We start from the raw sequence: 25,103 nt of genomic DNA, 5'->3' as shown, positions 1-25,103 counted from the left end.
CCCGTTTCCAGCCCGTTGCCACAGGGAGGTAGCAGCGCGAGAATCCCCCACCGGTTTTTTCCGGCTCCCGGAATTCCACGACAATCGATGAGGCCCGACCGGCCCGGCCGGTACGGACCCGCAGGCAGAAGGAGGAGACGATAATGACGAAACGCCCGGGGAAAAGGGCGTCCGAGCGCTTGTCGCCGGCTGAGCCCCACCAATCGGAACATGCCCCTGCCACCGAGCGGATACCCGTCCCGGATATCCGCGACCTCGCCAAGCGCCTGCGCTTCGCTCCGCAGCAGGGGCGCATCTGGCTCGACGACCAGCGGATGCTGCTGATGCATCTCAGTTCCTTCGGCTCGCTGCGCCAGGAACTGATCGAGAGCCTCGGCAAGGAGACGGCGCGCGGGCTGATCACCCGCATCGGCTACCAGGCCGGCAACCACGACGCCGCGATGACGCGCAAGATCCGCGCCGGCTTCAAGACCAACGACGACTTCCTGGCGGGGCCGCAGCTCGTCTCGCTCGAAGGCATCGTCCATTGCGAGCCGGTCGCGCTGGAGATCGATGTCGAGCGCGGCCACTACTACGGCGATTTCCGCCTGATCGACTGTTCGGAAGCCGAGGCCCACATCGCCAGCTACGGCATTGGCAACGAGGACGTCTGCTGGATGCTGGTCGGCTACGCCTGCGGCTACACCAGCGCCTTCATGGGGCGTCCCATCCTGTGGCGGGAAATCGAATGCCGCGCCATGGGGCACTCGCATTGCCGCGTCGTCGGCAAGCCGGTGGAGGAATGGGACGATGCGGAGAACGACCTGCGCTTCCTGCAGATCGGCGACTTCGTGAAATGGTCACCCAGGCGGCAGGAACCCGCACCGGCGGAAAACAGCCTCATTGCGGCGCGCATCTCGACCGCGACGGAGAACAGCTTCGGCATGGTCGGCATCTCGGCCGGCTTCAACACCGTCTGCCACATGGTGAAGAAGGCGGCGCCGACCGAGGCGACCGTCCTCTTCCTGGGCGAAAGCGGCGTCGGCAAGGAAATCTTCGCCAACAACCTGCACCGCCTGAGCCGGCGCAGCGACGGCCCCTTCGTCGCCGTCAATTGCGCCGCCATCCCCGAGCATCTGATGGAATCCGAACTGTTCGGCGTGGAAAAGGGCGGCTACACCGGCGCCACCACGTCGCGGCCCGGCCGCTTCGAACGGGCCGATGGCGGCACCCTCTTCCTCGACGAAATCGGCACCTTGACCTTCACCGCCCAGGGCAAGCTGCTGCGCGCCCTGCAGCAGGGCGAGATCGAACGCGTCGGCGACATCCGCATGCGCAAGGTGGATGTCCGCCTCATCGCGGCCACCAACGTCAATCTGCGCGAGGCGGTCAAGGCCGGCACCTTCCGCGAAGACCTGTTCTTTCGCCTGAATGTCTTTCCGATCAAGGTGCCGCCGCTGCGCGAACGCCGCGACGACATCCCGCTGATGATGAACTGGTTCCTGCAGCGCCTGGCCAAGCGGCACGGCAAGATCATCACCGGCTTCCGCGAGCGGGCGGTCGATGCCCTGTTCGGCTACGACTGGCCGGGCAACGTGCGGGAACTCGAGAACATGATCGAACGCGCCGTCATCCTGGCCGAAGACGGCGGCGCACTCGATCTCTGCCACCTCTTCACGAGCGGCGAAGAGGTGGATGCCGCTTCCTTCGTGCTCAAGCGCAACGGCGAGATCATCCCGGCGGCCGGCCCCATCGCCAGGGAACCGGAGCCCAGGCGGCCGAACGGCATGCCCAGCCTGGAGGAAACCGAAGCGGCCATGCTGCGCGCCGCCGTCGCCGAAGCCGGCGGCAATCTCTCGAAAGCCGCCCGGCTGCTCGGCATCGGCCGGCCCAAACTGGCCTATCGGCTGCAAAAGCACGGAATCGCGGCGGAGCACGGCTGAGGCATCTCCGCCCGGGTTCTCCGCGGGAAGGCTGCGCCGCGTTCGCAGACGCCGGCCGCGGTTCGCAATCGGTCCGCCTTCCCGCCCGGCTGCGGCATGCGCCGGGCGCGGACATGCCGCGGCGCCGGCGCGAAGCCGGGCCGCACCCGCAATGCAAACGCCCCCGCCGGCTTCCCGGACGGGGGCGTTTTCCGCTTGCGCGGCGGGCACGACGAGCGTGCCCGCCGCGGTCCGCCGGCCTTACATCTCGACGGTGTCGGCCACGCTGCGGAATTCCTCGATCTGGTCGAAGTTCATGTAGCGGTAGATGTCGGCCGCCTTCTTGTTCACGACCTCGACCTGCTCCATGTACTCCTGGACGGTCGGGATCTTGCCCATCAGCGCGCACACCGCGGCCAGTTCGGCCGAGCCCAGGTAGACGCGGGTGTCGATGCCGAGGCGGTTGGGGAAGTTGCGCGTCGAGGTCGACATCGCGGTGCTGCCCTTGCGGATCTGCGCCTGGTTGCCCATGCACAGCGAGCAGCCCGGCATCTCCATGCGGGCGCCGGAGCGGCCGAGCACGCCGTAGTAGCCTTCCTCGTTGAGGATCATCGCGTCCATCTTGGTCGGCGGCGCGATCCACAGGCGGGTCGGGATGTCGGACTTGCCGTCCAGCACCTTGCCGGCGGCGCGGAAGTGGCCGATGTTGGTCATGCACGAGCCGATGAACACTTCGTCGATCTTGTCGCCGGCGACTTCGGACAGGAACTTGACGTCGTCCGGGTCGTTCGGGCAGGCGACGATCGGCTCCTTGACGTCGGCCAGGTCGATCTCGATGACCGCGGCGTACTCGGCGTCGGCATCGCCCTTCAGCAGTTCGCCGTTGGCGATCCAGTCTTCCATCGCCTTGATGCGGCGCTTGAGAGTGCGGGCATCCTCGTAGCCGTTGGCGATCATCCACTTCATCAGCGTGATGTTCGAGTTCATGTACTCGACGATCGGCGCCTTGTTCAGATGCACCGTGCAGCCGGCGGCGGAGCGTTCGGCCGAGGCGTCGGTGAGTTCGAACGCCTGTTCCACCTTCAGGTCGGGCAGGCCCTCGATTTCGAGGATGCGGCCGGAGAAGATGTTCTTCTTGCCCTTCTTCTCGACCGTCAGCAGACCCTGCTTGATCGCGTACAGCGGGATGGCGTTGACCAGGTCACGCAGCGTGACGCCCGGCTGCAGCGTGCCCTTGAAGCGCACCAGCACGGACTCCGGCATGTCGAGCGGCATCACGCCGGTGGCGGCGGCGAAGGCCACCAGACCGGAGCCCGCCGGGAAGGAGATGCCGATCGGGAAGCGGGTGTGGCTGTCGCCGCCGGTGCCGACGGTGTCGGGCAGCAGCAGGCGGTTGAGCCAGGAGTGGATCACGCCGTCGCCCGGACGCAGGCTGACGCCGCCGCGGGTGCTGATGAAGCTCGGCAGCTCGCGGTGCATGCGCACGTCGACCAGCTTCGGATAGGCGGCGGTGTGGCAGAAGGATTGCATCGTCATGTCGGCGGAGAAGCCGAGGCAGGCGAGGTCCTTGAGTTCGTCGCGGGTCATCGGGCCGGTGGTGTCCTGCGAGCCGACGGTGGTCATCCTGGGTTCGCAGTAGGTGCCCGGGCGGATGCCCTGGCCTTCCGGCAGGCCGCAGGCGCGGCCGACCATCTTCTGCGCCAGCGAGAAGCCCTTGCCGCTGTCGACCGGGGCCTGCGGCAGGCGGAACAGGGTGGAGGGCGGCAGGCCGAGCGCTTCGCGCGCCTTGGTGGTGAGGCCGCGGCCGATGATCAGCGGGATGCGGCCGCCGGCGCGCACTTCGTCGAGGATCACCAGGGTCTTGAGCTGCGATTCGGCGATCACGGCGCCGTTCTTCGTCGCGGTGACCTTGCCGCTGGCCTGGTCGACCGCGAGTTCGATCTCGTCGCCCATGTCCATCTGGCCGGCGTCGATCTCGATCGGCAGCGCGCCGGCGTCTTCCATGGTGTTGAAGAAGATCGGGGCGATCTTGGAGCCCAGGCACACGCCGCCGAAGCGCTTGTTCGGCACGAAGGGGATGTCCTCGCCGGTGAACCACAGCACCGAGTTGGTGGCGGACTTGCGCGAGGAGCCGGTGCCGACCACGTCGCCGACGTAGGCGACCAGGTTGCCCTTGGCCTTGAGGTCTTCGAGGAACTTGACCGGGCCGCGCACGCCGGCTTCTTCCGGTGTGATGCCCGGACGCGGATTCTTCAGCATGGCCAGCGCGTGCAGCGGGATGTCGGGGCGCGACCAGGCGTCCGGCGCCGGGGAGAGATCGTCGGTATTGGTTTCGCCGGTGACCTTGAACACGGTGAGCTTCTGCGAGGCCGGCACTTCCGGGCGGCTGGTGAACCACTCGGCATCGGCCCAGGACTGCATCACCGCCTTGGCGTTGGCGTTGCCGGCGACAGCCAGTTCCTTGACGTCGTGGAAGTAGTCGAACATCAGCAGGGTCTTCTTCAGGCCCTCGGCGGCGACCGCGCCGACTTCGGCATCGGCGAGCAGGTCGATCAGCGGCTTGATGTTGAAGCCGCCCAGCATGGTGCCGAGCAGTTCGGTGGCCTTGGCGCGCGACACCAGGCCACAGCTTTCCTCGCCCTTGGCGACCCTGGACAGGAACTCGGCCTTGATCTTGGCGGCATCGTCGACACCGGCCGGAACGCGGTAGGTCAGCAGTTCGACGAGGAAAGCCTCCTCGCCGACGGGGGGATTCTTCAGCAGTGCGACCAGTTCGGTGACCTGCTGCCTGGACAGCGGCAGCGGCGGGATTCCGAGGGCGGCACGTTCGGCGACATGGGCACGGTAGGCTTCAAGCACGGCGACTTCCTCACTTTTCGTGGCGGTGATCAGGGCCCCGCACGGGGATCGCCCATGCGGATCGGAGCAGATTATATGTCTTTTATAAGACTTGCGGTGCGGTGCAGCACGAAAGTCCGGGTGCAGCGACGATCGGCCGGATTCTACGCCTTCTGCAAACAGGAAACAGGATGCATCACGGGCACGGCGCACACCCCGCCGCATGCGGGGAAGGAAGGCATGCCGGCCGCCCCGTCGGCCGCTGCTTGCCAGGGATGGCCCCGTGGGCCAGGATGCGGCCTTCCCGCAACGACGCTCCCCGGATGACGGCACCATTGCGCCGCCCTCCGCAACGCACCCGACATGAAGACCCCACCCTGCCCATGCGGTTCCGGCAAGCCGCTCGCCGTGTGCTGCCAGCCGGTCCTGGCCGGCACCAAGCCGGCGGCCAGTGCAGAGGCGCTCATGCGCTCGCGCTACACCGCCTTCGCCCTGGGCGACGCGCGCTGGCTGCTCGCGTCATGGCATGCAAGCACCCGCCCGGCCGACCTGGACCCCGGCGATGAACCCCGCCCGAAGTGGATCGGCCTCGAGATCCGGTGCCATCGGAACGTGGACGCCGACCACGCCGAGGTGGAATTCGTCGCCCGCTGCCGCGTCGGCGGACGCGCCCGGCGCCTGCACGAAACGAGCCGCTTCGTGCGCGAAGACGGACGCTGGTACTACGTCGACGGCGACATCCACGACTGAGTCCCGCGCCACGGGCGGCGCCGGCCGGCGAACCGGCGTCCTGCCGGCGCGGGATCGCCGAGCCTATAATCGATTGCGCGTGGAGCCACATCGGACACCCAGCGGGACGAGAACAACATGAACCTCGAAAAGGTCGTCTTCGGTTTCTTCATCGTACTGGCCGCGACGCTGAACTTCGGCTTCTTCGTCGGCGAGATCGACAACCCCAGCCACCACGACGTCTACGAGTTGTTCGCCGCGCTCGTCGTCAGCCTGGTGGCGACGGTGCTCAAGTTCGGCGACCGGACGCAGATCGGCGCAGTCCATCTTTCGACCAGCCTGGTGGCCGACCTGCAGTTGTTCGCGGCGGCGATGGTGTGGGGCTACGCCGCCCACGTCTCGCCCGACGGCGTCACGGCGGAGATGGTCTCGCGCGTCGTCTCGCTGTCCGGCGGCGCGCTGTTCGCCAACGTCGTTTCGGTGATCATCCTGATCGCCGAGACCATCATGCAGCGCCGCTGAGCACCGCGTCGCACGCTTGGGCGACGGCTCGACGATGACTCCGCTACCGCGCCATCAGAGCATCTTCTTCCTCGTCCTGCGGCGCATGCGCATGCCGCTGATCCTGCTGATCGTCATCATGGCGATCTCGGTGCTGGGGCTGACGCTGGCCCCCGGCGTGGACGCCGACGGCAAGGTCCAGCACCTGAGCATCTTCCACGCCTTCTATTTCATCAGCTACACCGCCACCACCATCGGTTTCGGCGAGATTCCCTACGCCTTCTCGGACCAGCAGCGCCTGTGGGTGATGATCTCCATCTACCTGTCGGTGATCGGCTGGGCCTACACGCTGGGCAGCCTGTTCTCGCTGCTGTCCGATCGCAACCTGCAGCAGGCTTTCGCCATCCAGCGCTTCTCGCGCTCGGTGCGCCGGTTGCGCGAACCCTTCTACCTCGTCTGCGGCTACGGAGAAACCGGGCGGCTGGTGTGCGATGCGCTCGACCGGCTGCGCCACCGCGCGGTGGTCATCGAACTGGACGAATCCAGGGTCGGCGAGATCGAACTGCAGGGCTATGTCGCCGACGTGCCGGCCATCGCCGCGGACGTGCGCAATCCCGAGACCCTCAAGTTCGCCGGGCTCACCCATCCGCAATGCGTGGGCGTGATCGCGCTGACCAACGACGACGAGAGCAATCTGGCCGTCGCCATCTCCGCGCGGCTGCTGGCGCCCAAGATTCCGGTGCTGTGCCGCGCGCAGCGCGCCGAGACGGCTGCGACGATGACGGCATTCGGCACGCGCCACGTGATCAACCCCTTCCAGGAATTCGCCGAAACGCTTGCGCTCGCGCTGCATGCCCCGGCCGCCTGGCAGCTCACCCACTGGCTCACCGGCCTGCCCGGCACCACCGTCGAGCGCTACCGCAACCCGCCGCGCGGCCACTGGATACTGTGCGGCCACGGCCGTTTCGGCCAGCAGATGGTGAGCGCGATGGATGCCGAGGCGGTGCCGGTCACCATCATCGACCGCGACCTTCCGGACGATCTCGAACACCGCTGGGTCCACGGCGAGGGCACGAGCCCCGACGCATTGCACCAGGCGGGCGTGCTGGCCGCCGTGGGCATCATCGCGGCGACGCGCTCCGACATCGACAACCTGTCGATCGCGGTGGCCGCGCGCGAACTCAACGACTCGCTGTTCGTCATCCTGCGCCAGAACCACTACGCGAACCGCGCACTGTTCGAAGCCTACGACGCGGACACCACCGTGGTGCCGAGCGAGATCATCGGCCACGAATGCCTGGCCATCCTCAGCACTCCGCTCCTGGTGCCCTTCCTGAACATGCTGCGGCGCACCGATCCGGCGTGGTGCACCGGGCTGTTCGAGCACCTGACGGACCGCCTCGGCTGGGACGTGCCCGAGGTGTGGAGCGTGCGCATCAACCTCGCCACGGCGCCGGCCCTGTACCGGCGCCTGATGCGCGGCGAGACCGTCACGCTGGCCATGCTGCTGCGCTCGCCGCAGGATCGCGCCGAGCGGCTCGAATGCGAGGTCCTGTACCTCGATCGCGATGCCGACGACCACCGCATGGCGCCGGACGCCGACACGGCGCTGAGGGCGGGAGACGAGATCCTCCTCGCCGGCAAGCCCGGCAGCCGCAACGGCTTCGCCCTCACCATCGCCAACGAGCACACCCTCAACTACGTGCTCGCCGGTACCGACCTGCCTGGCGGCTGGATCTGGGAAAGGATGGCCGGATCGAGGAAAGCCGCGCCGCGCCCGAATCTGCCATGATGCGGCGTGGATCGCCGCCGTGCCGCAGGCATGGACGCATCCCTCCGACCGGGCCCGGCCGCCGGGCCGGTCACTCTGCCAACCACCCGAGGAGACCTCTGCATGAAGCTTTACTACAGCCCCGGCGCCTGCTCGCTGTCCCCCCACATCGTCCTGCGCGAAGCGGGCGCGGATTTCGCGCTCGTGCGCGTGGACCTCAAGGCCAAGAAGACCGAGGACGGCAGCGACTATCTCGCGATCAATCCCAAGGGCTACGTTCCGGCGCTGGAACTCGACAACGGCGAACTGTTGACCGAAGGGCCCGCGATCATCCAGTACCTGGCCGACCTCCATCCGGCCGCCGGCCTGGCACCGACGCCCGGCACGCTGGAACGCGCGCGGCTGCAGGAATGGCTCAACATGATCTCCACCGAGCTGCACAAGTCGTTCACCCCGCTGTTCCGCGGCGCGGGGGAGGAATGGCGCAATGCCGCGCTGGAGAACATCAACCGGCGCTTCGACTTCGTCGCCCGGCATCTGGCGACGCGCCCCTTCCTGATGGGAGACGCGTTCAGCGTCGCCGACGCCTACCTCTTCACCGTGCTGAGCTGGACCGCCTTCGTGAAGTTCGACCTGTCGCCGTGGCCCGAACTGCAAGCCTACTCGCAACGCATCGGCGCGCGCCCTACCGTGCAGGCCGCCCTGCGCGCCGAGGGCCTGCTGAAGTGAGTGCCGCGGTCAGCCCCCGGCGGCCACCAGCACGATCTGCCGGCCGTCGAAGCTGACCGTCTGGCCGGGCCGGAGCTTCGCCCGCTTGCGCTGCTCCGGCCTGCCGTCCACCTCCACCTGTCCGGCCTCGACCGCCAGATGGGCGGCGCCGCCCGAGGTGACGAGGTTGGCCGCCTTCAGCAGTTGATCGAGCTGGATATGGTCGCCGCGCACGGCGAAGGTGATGCGCATGATGTTTCTCCCGTAAAGAGCGGATGCCTGCGGACGCCGTACGCGAGCCGGCGCCGTGTCAGAATCCGTGAATTGTCCTTCGCCTGCCGCTCCGATGACCAGCCCGCCCAGCAGCACCTTGCTCGACCGCAGCGCCATCACCACGCGCAATGCGCTGAAATCCGGCGCACTGCTGCCGATCCGCACCAACCACACGACGATCGAAGAGCGCGGCCTGCGCTTCGCGGTGCGCTGGGTGTCCTCGCTCGCGCTGAAGGACCAGGCCCGGGTCGCCACCGTCAGCCGGCGCAACCCCGACTTCAACCCCTTCCTGCCGCCCGAACCGGAGCTGACGGTGGGCGCGCTGGGCGACGCGCACCTGGTCGTGCTGAACAAGTTCCCGGTCATCGACCACCATCTGCTGATCGTCACCCGTGCGTGGGAATCGCAGTCGGCGCCGCTGACCTGCGCCGACTTCGCCGCCCTGGCCCAGGTCGTCGGCCCCCACGGCGGCCTCGGCTTCTACAACGGCGGCACCGAGGCCGGCGCGAGCCAGCCTCACAAGCACCTGCAGTGGGTGCCGCACGTGCAGGACGACGGCAGCCCGCCACGGCTCGACGCGCCCGGCGGCCTCGCCGCGGGGTTGCCGCCCGCGCCGCAGGGATCGCCGGTCGCCAACGCCGCACTGCCCTGGCTGCATGCCTTCGTGGCGCTGGACGGCCGCGGGTGGCAGCACGCCGGAGAGGCCGGCGACATGCTCCACCAGGCTTTTTCGTCCGCCTGGCGGGCCATGGACATGCCGGCGCCGAGCGAACCGATGGCGCCCTACAACCTGCTCGTGACCCGTGACTGGCTGCTCGTCGTGCCCCGCCGCCGCGAGAAGTGGCGGCACGTGTCGGTCAATTCGCTCGGCTACGCCGGCTCGCTGTTCGCCCGCACGCCCGAGCAGATCGAGGAACTGCGTAGCGCCGGCCCGCTGGCGGTGCTCGCCGCGGTCGGCCTGCCCGCCTGAACGCTCACGCCGCCGCCGGCAGCGTCCCCGGATGCCACGGCAGCGGCGGCAGGCCGATGCTGGCACGCAGTTCGTCGCACTTCGGATTCGGCGTACCGTCGTCGAAATACGCCGGGAACTCGCGGCACGGCGTCGGCCTGTTCTCGTAGATGGTGCACGCCACCCGCTCGCCCACCTTGCCCGACAGCGCCGAGCAGCGCCGCGGCAGGTCGTTGCTGCCTTTCATGCAGCGCATGTGGTGCGTCAGTTTCTCGGTCATCGCCGCTGGCACGAAGCCGCCCGGCGCGTCGTCGGCCTCGGCCCAGTAGAACGCAATGCGGAAATGGGTGCAGCAGATGCCGCAGCTCAGGCAGGGATTGAACGTGTACTCGTCCATGTTCGGGTCCGACGTCTTTCGGTATTCAGGATTCGGTTCGGGTGGTCCGCGCGGCCGGCTTCGCTTCCGCGGCGGGCAGGCGCGTCACAACGGCGGCAGGCCATGCCGCAGCCGCGCCCGGCGGCAGGCGTCGTCCCCGATCCCCAGCGCGGCATAGGGGGCGAAGTCGCGGCAGGGCGAGGGACGGCTGGAATAGATGGAGCACCGCACCGAGCGGCCGATCTCGCCCTCGAGCGCAGCACAGCGCGGCGGCGCCTCGTCCGTGCCCCGCATGCGGCGCAGCATCGCGGTGACCTGCACCGCCATCGCATCGGGCACGCCGCCGGCCTCGCACGACGCAAGCTCGGCCCGGTGGAAATCGACCCTGTAGGCGGCGCAGCAGGCGCCGCAGCGGGTGCAGTGATCCTCGTGCACCGATGGCGTCAGTCCTTGTCGGCTCCGCAGCATTTCTTGTACTTCTTGCCGCTGCCGCAGGAGCAGGGATCGTTGCGGCCGGGCTCCGTCCCGGCCGCCGCCTGCGGCGGCAACTCGATCTCCAGCGGTTGGGGGGGGGGAAGGCCGATGTCGCGCCAGTGGGCGAAGATGTCGTTGACGCCCTCGCCGACCTCGGCCAGCCAGCCGAGGCGGGTCTCGTCGTCCACATCGCCATCGGCCAGGGACGGAACCTCGTCGTCCTCGCCGTCGCCGCCCGGCCGCCAGGGCGCCAGCACCTCGTCGAGCGTGGACTGCACTGCTTCGATGGTGTCTTCCGACAGGCCCTGTTCCCAGTCCTGCGGCCACAGTTCCAGGCCATGGGCGAAGCCCTCGATCCACTCTTCGCCGAGCCTGAGCGTGTCGCCATCGGCAATCGCGAAGCAGAACGGCTCCCAGCAGGCTTCTTCTTCCTCGTCCAGGCCGAGGGTCGTCGCCATCTCGTTGTAATAGGACAGCACCAGCCGGATCGCCCGCTGCACGCCGCTGCCCGAGCCGAAGCCGACGTCGTCCTCGTGCGCCGACCACACCGCCGGCAGCCAGCGCTCCACCGGGATGACCCGCGGCGACAGCAGCACGCCGGCCAGGAAGCCGTCCAGCATCTCGAGGTCCATGCAGTCTTCGGGCACGATGTCCGAGGTGAGGATCTCCTCCAGCGCCTCGAAGGCTTCGTCGCTCATCAGGTAGGGATTTTCTGCGGGATGGCCCGGGGCAGTGGTTTCGCTCATGTTCGATCTCCGGAAATTGGGTGCAGCGTGGCCGATCGGCCGCGCCGGAGCAAGCAATATTTCAATGTCTAGAGATCCGCCACGAGGCGATACAGGGTCTGCCCGGAATCGCGGTACTTGCGCTCGAACGGCGTCAGCGGCGCCGGTGCTTCGAATGCCTCCCACGGCACCTCGCGGCCCAGCGCCAGCGTCAGTGCAAACGCCATTTCTTCAATATAGACGCGCCAATTGCTCCGGCATTCGAGGCGCCCGCCCAGCCGCGGCAGCCACGGAAACACCGGATGCGCATGCCAGCGGCGCGCGAGATGCCCGATCTTGGGCCAGGGATTCGGATAGAGCACGTAATGCCGCGCCAGACGCAGCCCGGCCTCGTCGAGCAGGCGCCAGTAGTCCACCAGGTCGGCGCGCACGAAGACCATGTTGCCCGGCAGCAGGGCCTCGGGATAGGGCTTGCGCCGCTGCAGGCGGTCCTGCGACTGATCGACGCCGATCACCCAGTGGTCCGGATTGCCCCGCGCGATCTGGATCGTGCTGTGGCCGACGCCGCAGCCGGCATCGAGGATCAGCGGCGCGCGACCGTCCCAGCGCGCGAGGCTGGCGTCGAAGGCGGCGCGGTTGTAGTCGGCGTAGGGCTTGCGGAAGGGTTCGGCCAGATGCCGGGCGACGACGCGCGCCAGATTCTCGTGCACGCCCTGCTGGGCGCTGTCGGGGATGCGCGAATTCGCGTAGCTCACGCGCTCCTCCGCAGCATCGCATCCGCGCCCGCCGATGCGACGCGGACGCCGGCGGCGGCAAACGCGCGATCGATGTCGGGCATCGTTCCCAGACCGCGGATCTGCTGGAAAAGATGCTCCGCCTGCGCGAAATTGCGGCGTAGCAGATTCAGCCACTGCTTGATGCGGCCCGGCGCATGGCGCGGCACCACCTTGCGCAGCACGCGCTCGCGGAACTCGCCGAGCATGCCGCGCAGTTCCTCCCATTCCAGCGCGCGCGCCGCGGCATCCGGTGTCTCGAGCCGTCCGGCGCGCAGGCGGCGGGCGAGGAACGGGTCGGCGACCGCGCCGCGGCCGAGCATGACGTCGCCGACGCCGGACTCGGCGCGGCAGCGCCGCCAGTCCCCGGCGTCCCACACTTCGCCATTGGCCACCACCGGCACCCTCACCGCCTCGGCGATGCGCCCCACCCACTGCCAATGGGCCGGCGGGCGATAGCCTTCGTCCTTGGTGCGGGCATGCACCACCAGCATGGCCGCGCCACCGTCGGCCAGCGCCTGCGCGCATTCGATCGCACGCCCGGCGTCGCGCACCCCCAGCCGCATCTTCGCCGTCACCGGCACGCCGGCCGGCGTGGCGCGGCAGACGGCATGCGCGATCGCATGCACCAGTTCCGGCTCGTCGAGCAGCACCGCGCCGCCGCGATGGCGGTTGACCGTCGGCGCCGGGCAGCCGAAGTTCAGATCGATGCCCGACGGCGCCAGGCGCGCCAGTTGCGCCGCGTTGTCGGCCATGCAGGCGGGATCGGAACCGAGCAGTTGCACCCGCACCGGCGTGCCGCCCGCGGTGCGGCTGCCGTTGGCGAGTTCGGGCGCGATGCGGCGGAAGAAGCGCTCCGGCAGCAGGGTACCGGACACGCGCGCGAACTCGGTGACCGCATAGTCGTAACCGCCGCAGGGTGTGATCACCGCGCGCAGCACGTCGTCCAGCAGTCCCTCCATCGGCGCCAGCAGCAGATGCACCGTCGATTTCCCCCGCCCGCGAACCGGGCCGTGTCCGAAAGCGCGCGATTGTAGTCGAGTTGCAGCGGCGCAGGGCTTGCCTTGTTCAAACAGTGCGCGGATAATTGCGGACTCTTCAAATCAGGGCGGTCACATCCGCCGCCCGCTTGCGCCAGGAAACAGCCATGAAAGCGGACATCCATCCCAAGTACAACGACGTGAACGTGACCTGCTCGTGCGGCAACGTCTTCGTCACGCGCTCCACGATCACCAAGCCGGCACTGCACGTCGAAGTGTGCGCCGCCTGCCACCCCTTCTACACCGGCAAGCAGAAGATCGTCGACACCGCCGGCCGCGTCGAGCGCTTCCGCCAGAAGTACGGCAACGTTCAGCGCCTGGGCTGATCCGCCCGGCATCGAACGCGGCACCCCCGGGTGCCCTCGCAGGAAAGGCAGCCTCGGCTGCCTTTTTTGTTGCGCCGTGGCCGCACCGGTGTGCGCCCGAACCGCCGGCGCGCGTGCCATCCGCATCGTGCCGGCCCGCAGGCCGTAGAATCTGGCCTTTGCCGTCCGCGCGACGGAATTCCCAAGCCCATTCCCGCATGATCAGTGAACCGCGACCGACCTCCCTGCTGCAACGCAGAATCTACGGCACCCTGGGCATCACGCTGCTGGTCGGCCTGTACCTGATCGTCGGCCTCACCGGCCATGATCCCTGGCGCGGGGACGATGCGCGGTATTTCGGCCCGGTCTGGTCCATGCTGCGAGGCGAGGGCCTGCTCTTCCCGCAGTTGGCCGGCGAGCTGTTCGCCGAATTTCCCCCGCTCTACTACTGGCTCGCGGCGCTGACCGCGTGGATCACGACGCCGCTGCTGACACCCCACGACGGGGCGCGGCTGGCATCGGCCATCTTCACCGCCGTCGCCGTCTATTGCATCGCGCGCGCCGCCGAAGCCCTGTACGGCCGCCCCGCGCGAACGCCGGCCGCCATGCTGACGCTGGGCTCGCTGGGCCTCGTGCTGCACGCACACGAAACGCAGCCGATGATCGCCGTGGCCGCCATGCTCGCACTCACGCTGCGCGGCCTCGCCCGCGTGCCGCAGGAGCCGGTCGCCGGCAGCGTCACCGCGGGCCTGGGCAGCGCCCTTGCCGTCCTCGCCGGCGGCCTGCCGGCCGCGCTGCTGACGATGCCGCTGTTCCCGCTGGTGATGACGCTCAGCCGCGACTGCCGCACGCCCCACGCCAGCGGCGGCCTGCTGCTCGGACTGTCGATTGCGCTGAGCCTGGGCGCCCTGTGGCCGCTCGCCGTCCTGCTGCAGCAGCCCGACGCCTTCACGCTGTGGCTGCACGCGAGCTGGCGGGACATCTCTTCCGGCCCGCTGGGCATGCAGGAGATCCTCCGGCTGATCGAACTGCTGGGCTGGTTCACCTGGCCGTTGTGGCCGATCGCGCTCTGGACGCTGTGGCGCGGACGCCGCGATCTCGACGCCCTGCCGCTGCTGCTGCCGCTGTTGTCGGCGATGATCTCCCTGGCGTGGCTGCTGGTGGACGGCGAACTCTCGCAGGTCGCCGCCCTGCCCCTGCTGCCGGCGCTGGCGCTGCTCGCGGCGGGCGGCGTGCCCACGCTCAGGCGCGGCGCCGCCAATGCGTTCGACTGGTTCGGCCTGATGACTTTCGGCGTGTTCGGCGTGCTGGTATGGCTGGCCTGGACGGCACAAGCCTACGCCTGGCCGCCCGGCCTGGCGCGCCACATCGGCCGCGTGGCGCCGGACTTCATACTCCACGGCGGCGCGATGCGACTGGCTGCCGGCCTGCTGATCAGCGGATTGTGGCTGCTGCTCGTCTGGCGGCTGCCGCGCACGCCGTCGCGCAGCCCGTCGACCTGGGCGATGGGCATGACCATGCTGTGGTGCCTGGCCGTCACCCTGCTGATGCCGTGGTTCGACCACGGCCGCAGCTACCGCCCCGTCATGAAGTCGCTCGAGCAGGCGGTGGCCGGGGAGGTGGTGGATTGCATCGCCACGACCGGGCTGCCGGCTGCGCTGCGCAGCTCGCTCGACTACTTCGCCGGCATCCGCACGGTGCAGGTGCATGCCGATGCCACGCCCTGCTCGCTGCTGCTCGTGCATGACAACCGCCGCGTCGACACCCCCGAACTCGCGCCCGAATGGCGCCTGATCTGGGACTACCGCCGTGGCGGCGGCAAGCAACTGGAAACCTTCAGGCTCTACAAGCGCAGCCCCGCCTGATGCCCGGGCGGGCGCCGGCCCTCACTGCAGGCGCAGGAAGTGGTCGCGGTAATGCCGCAGTTCGGCGATGGATTCGTGGATGTCGGACAGCGCGGTATGCGCGCCCTTCTTCGATACGCCGCCATAGACTTCCGGACGCCAGCGCTTGGCGAGTTCCTTCAGCGTCGACACGTCCAGGTTCCGGTAGTGGAACCAGGCTTCGAACTGCGGCATGTAGCGGGCGAGGAAGCGCCGGTCCTGGCACACCGAGTTGCCGCACATCGGCGAGGTGCGGGCGGGCACCCACTGCTGCAGGAAGGCGAGCATCCGCGCCTCGGCCTGCGCCTCGCCCACCTCCGACGCGCGCACGCGGTCGATGAGGCCCGACTTGCCGTGCGTGTTCTTGTTCCAGTCGTCCATCGCATCGAGCACCGTATCGGGCTGATGCACGACGATGACCGGCGCCTCGGCGACGGGCTCGAGCTGCTCGCTGGTGATGACGACGGCGATCTCGATGATGCGGTCGCGATCCGGTTCCAGGCCGGTCATCTCCATGTCCAGCCATATCAGGTGTTTCGGGTCCTGTGCCATAATCTCGCGCTTCTTTGCAATGCCTGCGGGTGAGGGCTTTCGCGGCGAAAGCCCGGCGATGAAAACTTGCCGGGCGCGATTGTGTCACACATCGCGACGGCGATGCGGCGCGGGAATTCGAGCCCTCTCCCGATGCCGCGAACCGCCCCGCTTCATCGTCCCACATCACCCGATCCGCCATGCCCGCCGACGACGCCAACCTGCTGACCAGCCTCTTCCTCGCCATGCTGCTTTCCAGCGTGGCGGTCAAGACCGCGCTGATGCGGCGCCAGATCCGCCACGTCGGCGCGCACCGCGGGGAGGTTCCCGCAGCCTTCGCCGGCGCGATCAGCCTGCAGGCCCACCAGCGCGCGGCGGACTACACGCTCGCGCGCATGCGCCTGGGGGTGGTCGCCACCGTCGTCGGCGCGCTGCTGGTGCTGGCGCTGACGCTGGGCGGTGGCCTGCAGATCCTGCATTCGGCGTGGTCGGGGCTGCTGGAGGCGAGCGGGATCGCCCACGGCGTGGCCCTGCTCGCCACGCTCAGCGTGATCGGCTGGATCGTCGATCTGCCGGCGGTGCTCTATCGCACCTTCGTCATCGAAAAACGCTTCGGCTTCAACCGCATGACGCCGGGGCTCTTCGTCGCCGACACGCTCAAGGAAGCGGCGCTCGGCGCGGTGATCGGCCTGCCGCTGATCGCGCTGGTGCTGTGGCTGATGAAGGCGATGGGCGATCTGTGGTGGCTGTGGGTCTGGGCCTTCTGGCTGGCCTTCAACGTGCTGGTCATGCTGGTGTGGCCGACTTTCATCGCCCCGCTGTTCAACAAGTTCACGCCGCTCGCCGACGAGGCCCTGAAATCCCGCGTCGAGGCGCTGCTCGCCCGCTGCGGCTTCCAGTCCAAGGGGCTGTTCGTGATGGACGGCTCGCGCCGCTCCGCGCATGGCAACGCCTATTTCACCGGCTTCGGCGCCGCCAAGCGCATCGTCTTCTTCGACACCCTGCTCGACAAGCTGAGCCCCGAGGAAGTCGAAGCCGTGCTCGCGCACGAACTGGGGCACTTCCGCCACCGCCACATCCTCAAGCGCATGGCGCTGCTGGCGCCGGCGACGCTGGCCCTGCTGGCCCTGCTCGGCTGGCTGATGCAGCAGGAATGGTTCTTCTCCGGGCTCGGCGCCCGCGCCGCCGACACGGCCACCGCGCTGGCGCTGTTCTTCCTCGTGCTGCCGGCGTTCACCTTCATGCTGTCGCCCGTCGCCAGCCACTGGTCGCGCGTACACGAATACGAGGCCGACGCCTATGCGGCGCGGCAGACGCGCGCGTCCGACCTCGTCGCCGCGCTGGTCAAGCTGTATCGCGACAACGCTTCCACGCTGACGCCCGATCCGGTGTATTCGCGCTTCTTCGACTCCCATCCGCCGGCGGCGCTGCGCGTCGCCCGGCTGCAGGCCATGGCCTGATGGCGCAGCGGCAACGCAGGGATGCAGCGCGGCTCCACGGGCTGATCGTCGCCGCATTCGGCCGCCACTACGAAGTAGCCACCCCCGCCGGCCGGCTGCAATGCACCACGCGGGGCAAGAAGAACACGTTCGCATGCGGCGACGAGGTGGAACTGCTGCCCAGCGGCGACGGCCAGGGGGTCATCGAGCAACTGCGGCCGCGCCGCAGCCTATTGTGGCGTTCGGATGCCTTCCGCGAAAAGCTGATCGCCGCCAACCTGAGCCACGTCGCGATCGTCGTCGCCACCGAGCCCGGATTCTCGGACCTGCTGATCTCGCGCTGCATCGCCGCCGCCGAAAGCCAGGACATCACCCCGCTGATCGTGCTCAACAAGGCGGACCTGGGCGACCGCCTCGATGCCGCGCGCGCGCAGCTCTCGCCCTTCAGCACGCTCGGCTACGAAGTGATCGAACTGTCGGCGCTGGCGGGCGCGGAGGCGTTGCGGGCGCGGCTCGCCGGCACGCATGCCATCCTCGTCGGCCAGTCGGGGATGGGCAAGTCGACGCTGACCAATGCGCTGATTCCCGAGGCCAACGCTGCGACGCGCGAGATCTCGACGGCGCTCGATACCGGCAAGCACACCACCACCTTCGCCCGGCTGTACCCGTTCGGCACCGACCTGCAACGCGACGGCTGGCTGATCGACAGCCCCGGCCTGCAGGCTTTCGGCCTCGCCCACCTGACCGCCGAGGCGCTGGCGGAGAGCTTCGTCGAGTTCCGCCCCCTGCTCGGCCAATGCCGCTTCCGCGACTGCCGGCACGAAGCCGAGCCGGGCTGCGCCCTGCTGGCCGCACTCGGATCGGGTGCGATCAACGCGCGGCGGTTCGAGCACTTCCGCACCATCCGCACCGAGATCGCGGAAGCGAAACGGCTCAACCCCGGCTGGTAGGCGGCGTCGCGCAGCGGCGCACGCGGCGCCTCATTCGTCGCGCAGCGCGATCAGCAGCGCCGAGGTGAAGTCGCGGCGGTACAGCACGACGGCGATCACGGTCGTCATCGCCATGAAGATCCACGGCTGCACGAACCACGCCACCGCGGCGAGCCCGAAGTAATAGGCGCGTATGCCGCGGTTGAACTCGTCGCCCGCCAGCGAATTCACCCTGCCCAGGCGGCGTGCGGCGATCTCGGCCAGGCGCGGATCGTAGCTCTCGTTTTCCTCCTTCATCACCGGCGTGCTGCCGATCAGGATGGAAAGCAGATTGAACTGCCGCAGGGCCCAGGTGAACTTGAAATAGGCGAACACGAACACGCAGAACAGCAGCGCCAGCTTCATCTCCCACAGCGCGCGCGAAGTCTCGCGCGCGAACGGCAGATCCTCGGTGAAGCTGATCACCTGGTCCAGCGTGCCCAGCAGCGCCAGCACGCCGGCGATGATGTAGATGGTGGTGTTGGCGTAGAACGACACGCTCTGCATCAGGTTGCCCACCAGCGCGGCGTCCGGTATGCGCACCTCGCGGCGCAGCATCTGCCATCCCCAGGCGAGGCGATGCCTGTCGCCCACGTCGGCCAGCCCGTGGCGAGCCCAGGGGCTGTGCTCCGACAGCCAGCCGTAGCCGATCCAGACGACCAGGAACCACGCCAGCGCCATCGCGTCGGCATAGCTGACGACGGAGAAAAGGCCGGACGGCATGGGCGAGGCTCAGCCGGCGAGCAGGAAGTCGCGCACCACCGCAATCTGCTCCGCATCCATCAGCATCGGCGCGTGGCCCACGCCGGGGAATTCCACCGTCTGCGCACGCGGCCCGCGCACCGCCATCTGCTCGAGGGTGGCATGCTCCAGCAGATCGGATTCCACCCCCTCAGGACCAGGGTCGGGCAGGCGATGCGTTCGTATACCGCCCACAGGTCGACATCCTCCTGGACCGGCGTCGTGCGGAAGACATCGCCGATGGCGGGGTCGTACACCATCGTGAAGCCGACGCCCGACTCGCCGTGGACCGGCCTGACCGAATACTGGGTGAGATGCCGCCACTGCGCATCGGTGAGCGTGCCGAAGGGTGCGCTCACCTCGCGGATGTAGGTCTCGGCCGCCTCCATGGACGGGAACACCGGCGCCCTGCCCACGTAGTCGCCGATGCGCTGCAGCGACACCGCGGTGATGACCGGCCCGACGTCGTTGAGCACCAGGCGGGTGATCGGGCCGTGGGGCTGGCTGGCGATGAACATCCCGATCATGCCGCCCATCGAGGTCCCGACCCAAGACACCGTCTCGACGTCCAGGCGCGCGATCAGCGTGACCATGTCCGGTACATAGACCGGAAAGCCGTAGTCGGTCTTCACGCCCAGCCAGTCGCTGCGCCCGCGGCCGACCACGTCCGGGCAGATGACGCGGAAGTCGTCCGCCAGTGCGCGTGCCAGGTCGTCGAAGTCGCGGCCGTTGCGCGTCAGCCCATGCGCGCAGACCACCACGCGCGGATTGTCGCGGTCGCCCCATTCCACATAGGCCACGCGATGCAGTCCGTGAGGACCGATGCACTGCACGCTGCGCTCGCGCAATGCATGGCGGGGGCGTTCGGGCTCGAAAGCCTGGCGGATGTCGGAAATGAGGCTCATGGCGGGCATCTCCCGAAGGGCAAAGGTCGGTTCGAGTCTAGCATTGCGCACCGCGGCGCGGAGGCCGCCCTTCAGCGGCCGTGCCAGTAGCGCGGACGCTGCTCCCGCGCGGCGGCGACGTCGATGCCGGCCGCCGTCACGCGGATGCCGATCGCCCCCTGGCTGTCGGTGCGCCAGTTGCGCGCGCCGGCCCCGGCCCAGCGCGCCCATACCGCCGGATGGGGATGGCCGAAGCGGTTGCGGTAGCCTGCGGAGTGGATCGCGGCCTCGGGCATGACGGCATCGACGAAGGCGGGCGAGGACGACGAGCGGCTGCCGTGATGGCCGACGACGACGACCGAACTCGCCAGCGCATCCACGCCGTGGCGCGCGATCATCGCCGCCTCGCCGGGCGCCTCGAGATCGCCCACCAGCAGCAGGGAGCCGCCGCCGGCCGTCACCTTGACCACGCACGACAGGTCGTTGTTGCGGCGCGCGGGCCTCCCCCCGGGCCACGGATGCAGCACCTCGAAGCGCACGCCATCCCACTCCCAGCGCTGCCCGGCGCCGCAGGCCAGGCGCCCGCCGCCGGGCGCCACGGTGTCGTGCCGGAAGCCCGCAGCATCGTCCCCCGAGGCAAGCATGGCGCCCACCTCGACCCCCTCCAGCACGCTGCGCGCACCGCCCACGTGGTCCGCATCGTCGTGCGACAGCACGAGGCGGTCGAGCCGCGCGACGCCGCTGGCGGCCAGAAAGGGCAGGATCACGCGCTCGCCCGCATCCGCCTCGTCGCCGTAAGGCGGACCGGCATCGTACAGAAGCGAATGCGTCGCCGTCTGCACATGGACGGCCAGCCCCTGGCCGACGTCGAGCACGGTCGCGGCGAAGTCGCCGGGCGCCGGCCGTCCGGGCTGCCACAGCAGCAGCGCGGCGAGCACCACGCCCGCCGGCGCACGGACCGGCGTGGCGCGCGGCAGCAGCACCACCGCCGCGGCGGCGGCCCCCGCCAGCAGCAGCCAGGCCGGTGCCGCCGCCTGCCGCCAGAGCGCCAGCGGCGTCGCCGACAACCACTCCACCGGCTGCATCAGCACCGAGAACGAGGCATGGGCCAGTTGCAGCGGCCACTCGAACGGCAGCAGCGCGGCCAGGAACGCGAGCGGCGTGACGAGGAAGCTCACCACCGGAATCGCCAGCGCATTGGCCAGCGGCGAGACGACGGAGAAGGACTGGAACAGCGCGATCAGCAGGGGCACGGTTGCCAGGGTGATCGCGATCTGCGTCTTCACCGCCGCACGCCAGCCATCCCCCCGCCCGCGCACGCCGTGGCGGGCGCCCAGCACCAGCAGGATGACGCCGACGGCGGCGAAGGACAGCCAGAAGCCCGCGGCGAGGACGGCCCACGGATCGGCGATCAGCACGCCGGCCAGGGCGAGGAGCAGCACCCGGGACGGCGACGGCGAACGCCCGAGCAGGAGCGCCAGCCCCACGACGCACAGCATGATCAGCGCGCGCAGCACCGGAATCCCCATGCCGGCGAGCAGCGCGTAGCCGGTCGCCGCGGCGATCGCGGCCACGGCCGCCGCCTTTCTCGCCGGCAGGCGCAGGACGAGGGCCGGCACGCGGCGCCACAAGGCGCCGGCCAGAGCCGCGCCAAGCAGTCCGGCAAGCGAGATGTGCATGCCGGAGATGGCGACCAGGTGCGAGATGCCGGTGCGGCGGAAGACCTCCCACTGCCCGGCCGGAATCGCCCGCTGGTCGCCGACCACCAGCGCGACCAGCACGCCGGCATAGGGCGCGTCGCCGAGCACGGCGAGGAAGCGGTCGCGGATCGCGGCGCGTGCCCGATGCACCCGGTGCATGAAGGACGCCGCTCCGGAATCGAGCCTGCCGGCGTCGCCGCGCACGTAGCCGCTCGCCCTCAGGCCGCGCTCGAGCAGCCATGCCTCGTAGTCGAAACCGGCCGGATTGACGAAGCCGTGGGGGCGCTTCAGGCGCACGACGAAACGCCAGCGTTCGCCCGCCGCGACGTCGGGTGGCGCCTCGTCGTCCCGCAGCCGATACCACGACAGCAGTATCCGCCGTGGAACGCCCTCCGCGCCGGCGTCCGGCACGAATGCGAAGCGCACACCGTCGGCCAGTTGCTGCGGCAACTCGTCGACACGCCCGGTGAGCGCGATGTCCACGCCTTCGAGCACCATCGGCAGGGCGTCGGTGAGCCGCCATTCGGCGCGCTGCGCCGACCACAGGAATCCGGCGCACAGCGCCATGCAGCCGGCGGCCGCGGCGAGCGCGAGCCGGCGGACGCCGCCATCCCCTGCCTGCACCGGGCGATGCGCGAGCCGGAACAAGGCCGGCAGCGCCACGGTCCACCCACACCAGCCGTAGATGCGCCAGGCGGGCACCGGCAGGTCGGCCTGCTGCTGGAAGAGCCAGACCCCGATACCGAACAGGACGATCAAGATTCGCATGGCATCCAATGATGCCAACGTCAATCCCCTGGCGGCAAGCCCCGCGTTCCCGCATGTGCCATGCTGCCGGAACCGCCGCCGCTCCCGACCATGCGCAAACGCCTCAAGCAGCTCCTTCCCGATCACGATGCCATCCGCGACAACCGCTGGCTGCGCCCCTTCGCCGGCACGCTGCTGCATCCGCGCCTGTGGCACCTGAACCGGCATTCGGCCGCGGGCGCGGTGGCGGTGGGACTGTTCTGCGGGCTGATCCCCGGTCCGCTGCAGATGCTGGGGGCGGCGATCTGCTGCGTCGTGCTGCGGGTGAACCTGCCGCTCGCGCTGCTATGCACGCTGTACACGAACCCGATCACCATCGTCCCCCTCTACGTCGTCGCCTTCGAGCTGGGCAACTGGGTGATGGGCAACGGGACCACGCACTTCACCCCGCCGCCGGAGATGGCAGGCATGGATCTGGGGGGCTGGGTGTCCGGGCTGATCGGCTGGATGGCGGGCCTGGGCAAGCCGCTCGCGCTCGGGCTCGTGCTGCTGGCGGCCATCCTGTCGCTGGCGGGCTACCTGGGCGTGAAGGCGTGCTGGCGCTGGTGGCTGATCCGCCACTGGCGCAGCCGCCGGGCCCGGCATGCGGCGGCGCGGAATCCGGCAAACGGCGCCTGATGGCGGGCGCCCCTGCCCGCCCGGCCCGGCCCGGCTGCGGCTCAGGCGAGCCGGCCGTCCTCCAGCCGCAGCATGCGCTGGGCGCGCCGCGCCAGCCCCTCGTCGTGGGTCACGATGACGAAGCTCGTCGCCAGGCGCTCGTTGAGCGACAGCATGAGGTCGAACACCGCCTCGGCGGTGCGGCGGTCCAGGTTGCCGGTGGGCTCGTCGGCGAGCACGCAGGCCGGCTGCGTGACCAGCGCCCGCGCGACCGCGGCACGCTGGCGTTCGCCGCCGGACAGTTCGCCCGGGGTGTGGTCGAGCCGGTGCCCTAGGCCGACCTCGCGCAGCATCGCCGCGGCCTGCTCGTCGGCCTCGGCCCGCGCCATGCGGCGGATGTAGAGCGGCATGGCGACGTTTTCCAGCGCGGTGAATTCGGGCAGCAGGTGGTGGAACTGATAGACGAAGCCCAGCGCCGCATTGCGCAGGCGTCCGCGCTCAGCCTCGGACAGCGTGGAGAAATCCCTGCCCATCAGCCGCACGGCGCCGGCACTCGGCGCATCCAGGCCGCCCAGCAGGTGCAGCAGCGTGCTCTTGCCCGAGCCCGAGGCGCCGACGATGGCCAGCCGTTCGCCGCGCGCCACCGCCAAGCTCACGCCGGCCAGCACCTGCACCGCATCCGCGCCTTCGCGAAAGCGCTTTTCCAGCCGCTCGCAGGCCAGCACCGGCCCGCCGCCCGCGGCATCGTTCCTCGCGGTTCCGATCACGTTCTCACTCATAGCGCAGCGCCTCCGCCGGATTCACCTTCGATGCCCGCCAACTGGGGTACAGCGCCGCCAGCAGGGTGAGCGCGAAGGACACCGACACGATGCTGACGACGTCGCTCCACAGGACCTTGGACGGCAGCTCGTCGATGTAGTAGATCTCCTTGTTCCACAGCGTCATGCCGGTGATCGTCTCGAGCACGGGGATCACCACGTCCAGGTTGTGCGCGATCAGCAAGCCGCCGGCCACGCCGCCGGCCAGGCCGACGAGGCCGATGATCGTGCCCTGCAGCACGAACACCGCCATGATCGATGCCGGGCTGGCGCCCAGCGTGCGCAGGATGGCGATGTCGGCATACTTTTCCTGCACCGCCATCACCAGCGTGGACACGATGTTGAAGGCGGCCACCGCGACGATCAGGAACAGGATCAGCGTCATCATCGTTTTCTCCAGCGCCACCGCGCGGAAGAAATTGGCGTGGCTGCGCGTCCAGTCGGCAACGACGAGGCCCGGTTCCGTCAGCGTGGCGGCCAGTTCGCGCGCCACCCGCGGCGCGGCGAACAGGTCGTCGAGCTTGAGCCGCACCCCGCTCACCTCCTCGCCCATGCGGTACAGCGCCTGGGCATCGGCGAGGTGGATCAGGGCGAGGCCCGAGTCGTATTCGTACATGCCGGCCTCGAACACGCCAACCACCTCGAACTGCTTGACGCGGGGCAGCACCGCCGCCGGCGTCACCAGGCCCTGCGGCGCGATCAGCGTGACCTTGTCGCCCGGCGTGACGCGCAGCGCCAGCGCCAGGTCGCGCCCCAGCACGATGCCGAAGCGGCCCGGCTGCAGCGCCTCGAACGCGCCCGCCTTCATGTGCTGGGCGAAATCGGCCACCTTGTCCTCCTCGGAGGGGATCACGCCGCGCACCATGGTGCCGCGCACCGCCTCGTCGAAGGACAGCATGCCCTGCTCCTGCACATAGGGCGCCGCCGCCTTCACCGACGGATGCCGCACCGCTTCGTCGGCCACCTGCTGCCAGGACGCCAGCCCGGTGCCGATCCCCTGGATCTGCACGTGCGAGGCCACGCCGAGGATGCGGGTGCGCAGTTCCTCCTGGAAGCCGTTCATCACCGACAGCACCACGATCAGCGCCGCGACGCCGAGCGCGATGCCCAGCATCGACACCAGGGAGATGAAGGAGATGAAGCGGTTGCGGCCCTGCGCCCGCTTGCGTGAGCGGGTATAGCGCAGGCCGACGAGAAATTCGTAACGCATCGATCGATCGGGGACGGGCCGGAGATGGCGAGGCCGGCATTGTGCCGGGGATGACGGCCGCTGGGGAGCCCGACGACAAATGAGTGTGTAAGCGGCGATGGGCAGCGGCACGGCAGAGAGGGCACGGATGCCCCTGCCGCCGCCGCGGCGGCCGGAATGCGG

At 69.4% G+C, this 25,103-nt stretch carries 23 protein-coding genes and 1 pseudogene; 11 read left to right on the top strand and 13 right to left on the bottom strand.

Annotated elements, in window-relative coordinates; genetic code table 11:
• Positions 1–143 precede the first annotated feature (143 nt).
• Positions 144–1,922 carry a sigma-54-dependent Fis family transcriptional regulator gene (locus tag CCZ27_RS06355; RefSeq protein WP_096446571.1) on the top strand — a complete coding sequence of 593 codons (1,779 nt, stop codon included), beginning with the start codon at positions 144–146 and terminating at the stop codon, positions 1,920–1,922.
• 240 nt (positions 1,923–2,162) lie between these two features.
• On the opposite strand, the gene acnB is transcribed toward CCZ27_RS06355, so the two are convergent.
• Positions 2,163–4,760, bottom strand: coding sequence for a bifunctional aconitate hydratase 2/2-methylisocitrate dehydratase (acnB, locus tag CCZ27_RS06350; protein ID WP_096446569.1), 2,598 nt, complete (start codon positions 4,758–4,760; stop codon positions 2,163–2,165).
• Between the two features lie 342 nt (positions 4,761–5,102).
• On the opposite strand from acnB, the gene CCZ27_RS06345 reads away from it, so the two are divergent.
• The 4 genes from CCZ27_RS06345 (at position 5,103) to gstA (ending at position 8,469) form a co-directional block, all read left to right on the top strand.
• The gene (locus CCZ27_RS06345) at positions 5,103–5,489 is read left to right on the top strand and encodes a YchJ family protein (protein WP_096446567.1); all 387 of its coding nucleotides are present in this window, start codon (positions 5,103–5,105) and stop codon (positions 5,487–5,489) included.
• Between the two features lie 117 nt (positions 5,490–5,606).
• Positions 5,607–5,990: a DUF6394 family protein gene (locus CCZ27_RS06340; protein WP_096446565.1), complete on the top strand. Its 384-nt coding sequence runs from the start codon at positions 5,607–5,609 to the stop codon at positions 5,988–5,990.
• A gap of 34 nt (positions 5,991–6,024) precedes the next feature.
• Entirely contained in the window at positions 6,025–7,761 is a 1,737-nt protein-coding gene (locus CCZ27_RS06335; RefSeq protein ID WP_096452265.1) for a potassium channel family protein, read from the top strand.
• 102 nt (positions 7,762–7,863) lie between these two features.
• The gene (gstA, locus tag CCZ27_RS06330) at positions 7,864–8,469 is read left to right on the top strand and encodes a glutathione transferase GstA (protein ID WP_096446563.1); all 606 of its coding nucleotides are present in this window, start codon (positions 7,864–7,866) and stop codon (positions 8,467–8,469) included.
• Positions 8,470–8,478: 9 nt separating this feature from the next.
• On the opposite strand, the gene CCZ27_RS06325 is transcribed toward gstA, so the two are convergent.
• A complete protein-coding gene (locus CCZ27_RS06325; RefSeq protein WP_096446561.1) occupies positions 8,479–8,700 on the bottom strand; it encodes an RNA-binding S4 domain-containing protein in 222 nt (73 codons plus the stop codon).
• Positions 8,701–8,794: 94 nt separating this feature from the next.
• Between CCZ27_RS06325 and CCZ27_RS06320 the strand changes: the two genes are divergently transcribed.
• Entirely contained in the window at positions 8,795–9,691 is an 897-nt protein-coding gene (locus CCZ27_RS06320) for an ATP adenylyltransferase family protein (RefSeq protein ID WP_096446559.1), read from the top strand.
• A 4-nt stretch (positions 9,692–9,695) separates the two neighbouring features.
• Here the strand turns inward: CCZ27_RS06320 and CCZ27_RS06315 are convergent, their stop codons facing one another.
• From CCZ27_RS06315 to CCZ27_RS06295, 5 genes are all read right to left on the bottom strand, one after another.
• Positions 9,696–10,067, bottom strand: a complete 372-nt coding sequence (locus tag CCZ27_RS06315; protein WP_096446557.1) for a YkgJ family cysteine cluster protein — start codon at positions 10,065–10,067, stop codon at positions 9,696–9,698.
• An 84-nt stretch (positions 10,068–10,151) separates the two neighbouring features.
• The gene (locus CCZ27_RS06310; protein ID WP_232516581.1) at positions 10,152–10,481 is read right to left on the bottom strand and encodes a YkgJ family cysteine cluster protein; all 330 of its coding nucleotides are present in this window, start codon (positions 10,479–10,481) and stop codon (positions 10,152–10,154) included.
• Between the two features lie 8 nt (positions 10,482–10,489).
• Positions 10,490–11,266: a YecA/YgfB family protein gene (locus tag CCZ27_RS06305; protein WP_096446555.1), complete on the bottom strand. Its 777-nt coding sequence runs from the start codon at positions 11,264–11,266 to the stop codon at positions 10,490–10,492.
• 68 nt (positions 11,267–11,334) lie between these two features.
• Positions 11,335–12,000, bottom strand: a complete 666-nt coding sequence (trmB, locus tag CCZ27_RS06300; protein WP_096446553.1) for a tRNA (guanine(46)-N(7))-methyltransferase TrmB — start codon at positions 11,998–12,000, stop codon at positions 11,335–11,337.
• Positions 11,997–13,001 carry a tRNA dihydrouridine synthase gene (locus CCZ27_RS06295; protein ID WP_198363278.1) on the bottom strand — a complete coding sequence of 335 codons (1,005 nt, stop codon included), beginning with the start codon at positions 12,999–13,001 and terminating at the stop codon, positions 11,997–11,999. The genes trmB and CCZ27_RS06295 overlap by 4 nt, the downstream gene beginning before the upstream one ends.
• 164 nt (positions 13,002–13,165) lie before the next feature.
• On the opposite strand from CCZ27_RS06295, the gene rpmE reads away from it, so the two are divergent.
• Positions 13,166–13,384 carry a 50S ribosomal protein L31 gene (gene rpmE / locus CCZ27_RS06290; protein ID WP_096446551.1) on the top strand — a complete coding sequence of 73 codons (219 nt, stop codon included), beginning with the start codon at positions 13,166–13,168 and terminating at the stop codon, positions 13,382–13,384.
• 197 nt (positions 13,385–13,581) lie between these two features.
• Positions 13,582–15,228, top strand: coding sequence for an ArnT family glycosyltransferase (locus tag CCZ27_RS06285; protein ID WP_096446549.1), 1,647 nt, complete (start codon positions 13,582–13,584; stop codon positions 15,226–15,228).
• A gap of 21 nt (positions 15,229–15,249) precedes the next feature.
• Here CCZ27_RS06285 and orn read toward each other — a convergent pair whose 3' ends face one another.
• Positions 15,250–15,798, bottom strand: a complete 549-nt coding sequence (orn, locus tag CCZ27_RS06280; protein WP_096446547.1) for an oligoribonuclease — start codon at positions 15,796–15,798, stop codon at positions 15,250–15,252.
• A 179-nt stretch (positions 15,799–15,977) separates the two neighbouring features.
• On the opposite strand from orn, the gene CCZ27_RS06275 reads away from it, so the two are divergent.
• On the top strand, positions 15,978–17,237 hold the full coding sequence (locus tag CCZ27_RS06275) for a M48 family metallopeptidase (protein WP_096446545.1): 1,260 nt from the start codon (positions 15,978–15,980) through the stop codon (positions 17,235–17,237).
• Positions 17,237–18,166 carry a ribosome small subunit-dependent GTPase A gene (gene rsgA, locus CCZ27_RS06270; RefSeq protein ID WP_096446543.1) on the top strand — a complete coding sequence of 310 codons (930 nt, stop codon included), beginning with the start codon at positions 17,237–17,239 and terminating at the stop codon, positions 18,164–18,166. Before CCZ27_RS06275 ends, rsgA begins: the two co-directional genes overlap by 1 nt.
• Positions 18,167–18,196: 30 nt before the next feature.
• On the opposite strand, the gene CCZ27_RS06265 is transcribed toward rsgA, so the two are convergent.
• The 3 genes and pseudogenes from CCZ27_RS06265 to CCZ27_RS06255 all read right to left on the bottom strand — a co-directional run bounded on the left by CCZ27_RS06265 (position 18,197) and on the right by CCZ27_RS06255 (position 22,277).
• Positions 18,197–18,907 (bottom strand): DUF599 domain-containing protein, encoded by a 711-nt coding sequence (locus CCZ27_RS06265; RefSeq protein ID WP_096446541.1) that lies wholly within the window; start codon positions 18,905–18,907, stop codon positions 18,197–18,199.
• A 9-nt stretch (positions 18,908–18,916) separates the two neighbouring features.
• A pseudogene (locus tag CCZ27_RS06260) lies at positions 18,917–19,830 on the bottom strand (alpha/beta fold hydrolase).
• 71 nt (positions 19,831–19,901) lie between these two features.
• Positions 19,902–22,277 carry a DNA internalization-related competence protein ComEC/Rec2 gene (locus CCZ27_RS06255; RefSeq protein ID WP_096446539.1) on the bottom strand — a complete coding sequence of 792 codons (2,376 nt, stop codon included), beginning with the start codon at positions 22,275–22,277 and terminating at the stop codon, positions 19,902–19,904.
• Positions 22,278–22,367: 90 nt separating this feature from the next.
• Here CCZ27_RS06255 and CCZ27_RS06250 point away from each other — a divergent pair, with 90 nt between their 5' ends.
• Complete coding sequence (locus tag CCZ27_RS06250; RefSeq protein ID WP_096452259.1) at positions 22,368–22,934, top strand: DUF2062 domain-containing protein; 567 nt, start codon at positions 22,368–22,370, stop codon at positions 22,932–22,934.
• Between the two features lie 41 nt (positions 22,935–22,975).
• On the opposite strand, the gene lolD is transcribed toward CCZ27_RS06250, so the two are convergent.
• Together lolD and CCZ27_RS06240 are read right to left on the bottom strand one after the other, a co-directional pair.
• Positions 22,976–23,692: a lipoprotein-releasing ABC transporter ATP-binding protein LolD gene (gene lolD / locus CCZ27_RS06245; RefSeq protein ID WP_096446537.1), complete on the bottom strand. Its 717-nt coding sequence runs from the start codon at positions 23,690–23,692 to the stop codon at positions 22,976–22,978.
• Positions 23,685–24,941 carry a lipoprotein-releasing ABC transporter permease subunit gene (locus CCZ27_RS06240; protein ID WP_096446535.1) on the bottom strand — a complete coding sequence of 419 codons (1,257 nt, stop codon included), beginning with the start codon at positions 24,939–24,941 and terminating at the stop codon, positions 23,685–23,687. Before CCZ27_RS06240 ends, lolD begins: the two co-directional genes overlap by 8 nt.
• Positions 24,942–25,103: the final 162 nt, after the last annotated feature.

Source organism: Thauera sp. K11 (genome assembly GCF_002354895.1).
In the GTDB taxonomy this organism is placed as follows: Bacteria; Pseudomonadota; Gammaproteobacteria; order Burkholderiales; family Rhodocyclaceae; genus Thauera; species Thauera sinica.
Note: the sequence above shows the minus strand (reverse complement) of the source record. Positions and strands in the feature narration are given on the sequence as shown.